Raw genomic sequence first — 4,662 nt, forward strand, 5'->3', positions numbered from 1 at the left:
CTCGCCGTGCCCACGACGCGGGCAGGGGGCCGCCAGTACAGTGCCGGGTGGCCGGTTTCCGTCGTCGACCGGTCACGGAGGAGGTGCGGCGTGCGCCCGCTGCGAGGCAGGGTCGTCATGTGCATGATCGTGGGTGTGCTCGTCGGCGGCTGCGGGCACCAGCCGATGCCGGACTCGCCCGCCCCGTCCTCGGGCGACCGGCCGGTGGAGAGCGGAAGGTCGAACGCGGCGTCGGACGCGCGCAGGACGGTCGACTGGGCCGACGACTACTGCGGTGCCGTCACCGAACTCGTGCGCACGGTCTCGGCCATGCCGACGATCGACCCCAGCAGCGCCGAGCGTGCCTCGGCCACGTCGAGCGCGCTGCTCGACGCGGTGGTCGGTGGCCTCGAACGCACGGTGGACCGTCTCGAATCGCTGGACCCCGCGCCGTCGGACGCGGCCGAACGGGTCCGCGCCAGCGCGGTGGCGACCTACAGCGACATCAGGGAGACCGCCGCGGGAGTGAAGACGCGGCTCGACTCCGCCGCGGGCGTCCAGGACAGCCGGGCGGCGCTGGAGCGTGTGAACGAACCGCTCGACGACATCGGTGAACTCAACCTCCTCGACGGGTTCGACAGGGTGCCGGAACTCGCTCGCGCCTCGCGCCACGCGCCCGCGTGCCAGAACCTCGTCGGTGACGAACCCGATCCCCGCATCGACCCCTCGTCCGCCGACGAGAGCAGGGACGGCGGCCGCTGACGGCGTCGCGCCGCGTCGCCGTGACGACCGCCACCGGCCGGGCCGGTTGCGAACGCCTCCGCGCGGGTACGACCCGTCGGGACCACGGGGCCGGGCGGCGGCGCCGGAGATCCCGGACGACGGCCGCGGGAACAACACCAGCCGTCCGGCTCGTTTTCCCGGGCATGACCGGGGAACCCGGAGGCGTCCGGAGACCGGACGGGGCGCGTTTCACGTGCTGTAGTGGTCCGGTCACGCAGAGCCCCGGAGGCGGGGTCCCGGGCGTGCCGTGCTAGGTGTGGAAAAGGGCGCACCCACGGCGGTGCGTGCCGGTGTGCGCAGGGTGACCGGGTGTCGCCCCGCTGGCGTGTCGGCCGCACCTGAGCGGACACCGGCGCTGTCGGGCGTGCACACTGGCGGGTCGAACAAACGAGTTACTCAAGCGAAAGAGCGGACACAGCGTGGCTGGATCGACACGGACGAAGAGAACCGTGGCGCGGGACGCCTCCCGGGGCGGCCCGGCGACGGGAGGCGCGGACGCGGGCGGTGGCGGACGACGGTTGGTGATCGTCGAGTCGCCGACCAAGGCCCGCAAGATCGCGCCGTATCTCGGCAGCGGGTACGTCGTCGAGTCCTCCCGCGGCCACATCCGCGACCTGCCGCGTGGCGCCGCCGACGTGCCCGCCAAGTACAAGGGGCAGCCGTGGGCCCGGCTCGGTGTCGACGTGGACAACGACTTCGAGCCGCTCTACGTCGTCCCTTCCGACAAGAAGTCCACGGTCACCGAGCTGAAGAGCCTGCTCTCCGACGTCGACGAGCTGTATCTGGCCACCGACCCCGACCGTGAGGGCGAGGCCATCGCCTGGCACCTGCTCGAGGCGCTCAAGCCGAAAGTGCCGGTGCGGCGCATGGTGTTCCACGAGGTCACCGAATCGGCCATCCGCTCGGCCGCCGAGAGCACTCGTGAACTCGATCCGGACCTCGTCGATGCGCAGGAGACCCGGCGTGTCCTCGACCGGCTGTACGGCTACGAGGTCTCGCCGGTGCTGTGGAAGAAGGTCATGCCGAGGCTGTCGGCAGGCCGGGTGCAGTCCGTGGCCACCCGGATCGTCGTCGAGCGCGAACGTGAGCGGATGCGGTTCACCTCCGCGTCGTACTGGGACATCTCGGCGACGCTGGACGCGGGTGGCCAGGCCACGCCGAGGACGTTCCCGGCCCGGCTGACCTTCGTCGACGGCGCGCGCCTGGCCACGGGCCGCGACTTCGGCCCGGACGGGCAGCTCAAGCAGGCCTCGTCGGAGGTCCGCGTCCTGGACGAGGGCGAAGCCACGCGCCTGGCCGGTGCGCTGGCCGACCGCGGGCTGGCCGTGTCCAGTGTCGAGGAGAAGCCCTACACCCGCAGGCCGTACGCGCCGTTCATGACTTCCACGCTGCAACAGGAGGCGGGCCGCAAGCTGCGGTTCTCGTCGGAGCGCACGATGCGTATCGCGCAACGGCTCTACGAGAACGGCTACATCACCTATATGCGCACCGACTCCACGACGCTGTCGGAGGCCGCGCTGTCGGCCGCGCGCGGTCAGGCCACCGAGCTGTACGGCGCGGAGTACGTCGCCGACAAGCCGAGGCAGTACACGCGCAAGGTCAAGAACGCGCAGGAGGCCCACGAGGCGATCCGGCCAGCCGGTGAGGTGTTCCGGACGCCGGGCGCGGTCGGTGGTGAACTGGAGACCGACGAGTTCCGCCTGTACGAGCTGATCTGGCAGCGCACGATCGCCTCGCAGATGGCCGACGCCAAGGGCACCACCATGTCGGTGCGCATCACCGGCACGGCGGGCACCGGTGAGGAGTGCGTGTTCTCCGCCTCCGGGCGCACGATCACGTTCCCGGGCTTTCTCAAGGCCTACGTCGAGTCCGTGGACGCCGAGGCGGGCGGCGAGGCCGACGACAAGCAGAGCAGGCTGCCGCGGTTGAGCACCGGAACGCCGTTGACGGCGAGCGAGCTCTCCCCGGACGCGCACGCCACCTCGCCCCCGGCCCGTTACAGCGAGCCGAGCCTGGTGAGCAAGCTCGAGGAGTTGGGGATCGGGCGCCCCTCGACCTACGCCTCGATCATCAACACCATCCAGGATCGCGGCTACGTGTGGAAGAAGGGCTCGGCGCTGGTGCCCTCCTGGGTGGCGTTCTCGGTGGTCGGCCTCCTCGAGCGGCACTTCGAGCGGCTCGTGGATTACGACTTCACCGCCGCGATGGAGGACGAGCTGGACCGGATCGCCTCCGGTGACGAGCGGCGCACCGACTGGCTGTCGCGCTTCTACTTCGGCGGCGAGATGGGCGCCGACGGCTCGATCGGCCGCCTCGGGGGGCTGAAGCGCCTTGTCGGCACCGGCGTCGAGGACATCGACGCCCGGGAGATCAACTCGATCCCGATGTTCACCGACGACGACGGGCGGCAGGTGGTGGTCCGCGTCGGTCGCTACGGCCCGTATCTCGAACGGCCCGCGGGTGAGGAGTCCACGCAGCGCGCCAACCTGCCCGACGACCTGCCCCCGGACGAGCTGACCGTGGAGATCGCGGAGAAGCTGTTCGCCACCCCGCAGGAAGGCCGGGTGCTGGGCACCGACCCGGCGACGGGCCATGAGATCGTCGCCAAGGAGGGCCGTTTCGGCCCGTACGTCACCGAGATCCTGCCCGAGGAGGAGGGCGAGTCCTCGACGGGCACCGGCGGCAAGAAGTCCAAGGCGAAAAAGCCCAAGCCGCGCACCGCGTCGCTGTTCAAGTCGATGTCGATCTCGGAGATCACGCTCGACGACGCGCTCCGGCTGCTGTCGCTGCCTCGCGTGGTCGGCACCGATCCGGACAGTGGCGAGGAGATCACGGCGCAGAACGGCCGCTACGGGCCGTACCTGAAGCGGGGCACCGATTCCCGGTCGCTGACCAGCGAGGAACAGATTTTCGACATCACGCTGGACGAGGCGCTCAAGATCTACGCGGAGCCGAAGCGGCGGGGCAGGCAGGCCGCGCCGAAGCCGCCGCTGAAGGAGCTGGGTGACGATCCCGAGTCGGGCAAGCCGATGGTGGTCAAGGACGGCCGTTTCGGTCCGTACGTCACCGACGGGGAGTACAACGCGTCGCTGCGCCGGTCGGACAGTGTCGAGGACCTGACGAAGGAGCGGGCCGCCGAGCTGCTGGCCGAGAAGCGTGCCAAGGGGCCCGCGCCGAAGAAGGGCGGCTCGAAGAAGACGACGGCGGCCAAGTCGTCGACCACGAAGTCCGGCACGTCGAAGTCGACCGCGTCGAAGTCGACCTCGAAGTCCTCCGAGTCGTCGAAGTCGTCCGGGTCGAAGACCTCCGCCTCGAAGTCGTCCGGTGCGAAGTCGTCCAGTGCGAAGTCGTCCGGAGGGAAGTCGTCGGCGTCGAAGTCCGCCGGGGCGACATCGGCGTCGGCATCGGCCTCGGCGAGCACGGGGGCCGGGTCGGAGGCATCGACCTGACCGGGTCCGCCGTGAGCGCCGGTGGTGGGCATGTGGCGTGATCGCGGTGGGTGATGTCGACGGCGCACCGATGGACGGATGGCGTCACGGGTATCTCCCGCTACGCTGAGGACACGGACGGTGGCCGGTCGCCACCCCGGTCACGCGTCCGCCAGGTGACACTCGCGAGGGCCTACGACCCGCGACGACCCGCGACAGGGAGGACGCGCGTGGTGGACTCGGACGGTACCCAGGCGCCGGAACCGCCGCAGCCGTTCAACGACCCGGTCTCCGACTCACGCGGACAGACGCGCTCGGGGACGGGTACCCCGGCCGGTGACGTGGAGATCGCCCGGCCGGTCACCCCCGATCCGGCCACCGTCCGCAGACTCGTCGACGCGGCCCTCGCGGCCGAGGGCGGATCTCCAGGCGGGGGCCCGTCCTCGCCGGGGCGGCTCGGCGAGCCCGGTGG

General features: G+C 71.0%; 2 protein-coding genes and 1 pseudogene. All 3 read left to right on the forward strand.

The genetic code is table 11. From position 1 onward, the window contains the following. Nucleotides 1-117 precede the first annotated feature (117 nt). Complete coding sequence (locus SACSA_RS0108070) at nt 118-741, forward strand: hypothetical protein (protein ID WP_019814914.1); 624 nt, start codon at nt 118-120, stop codon at nt 739-741. 440 nt (nt 742-1,181) lie between these two features. Beyond that, the gene (gene topA, locus SACSA_RS22055; protein ID WP_408640270.1) at nt 1,182-4,211 is read left to right on the forward strand and encodes a type I DNA topoisomerase; all 3,030 of its coding nucleotides are present in this window, start codon (nt 1,182-1,184) and stop codon (nt 4,209-4,211) included. A gap of 209 nt (nt 4,212-4,420) precedes the next feature. Continuing rightward, a pseudogene (locus SACSA_RS0108080) lies at nt 4,421-4,662 on the forward strand (hypothetical protein); the annotation flags it as partial.

This window comes from Saccharomonospora saliphila YIM 90502 (assembly GCF_000383795.1).
Classification (GTDB): Bacteria; Actinomycetota; Actinomycetes; order Mycobacteriales; family Pseudonocardiaceae; genus Saccharomonospora; species Saccharomonospora saliphila.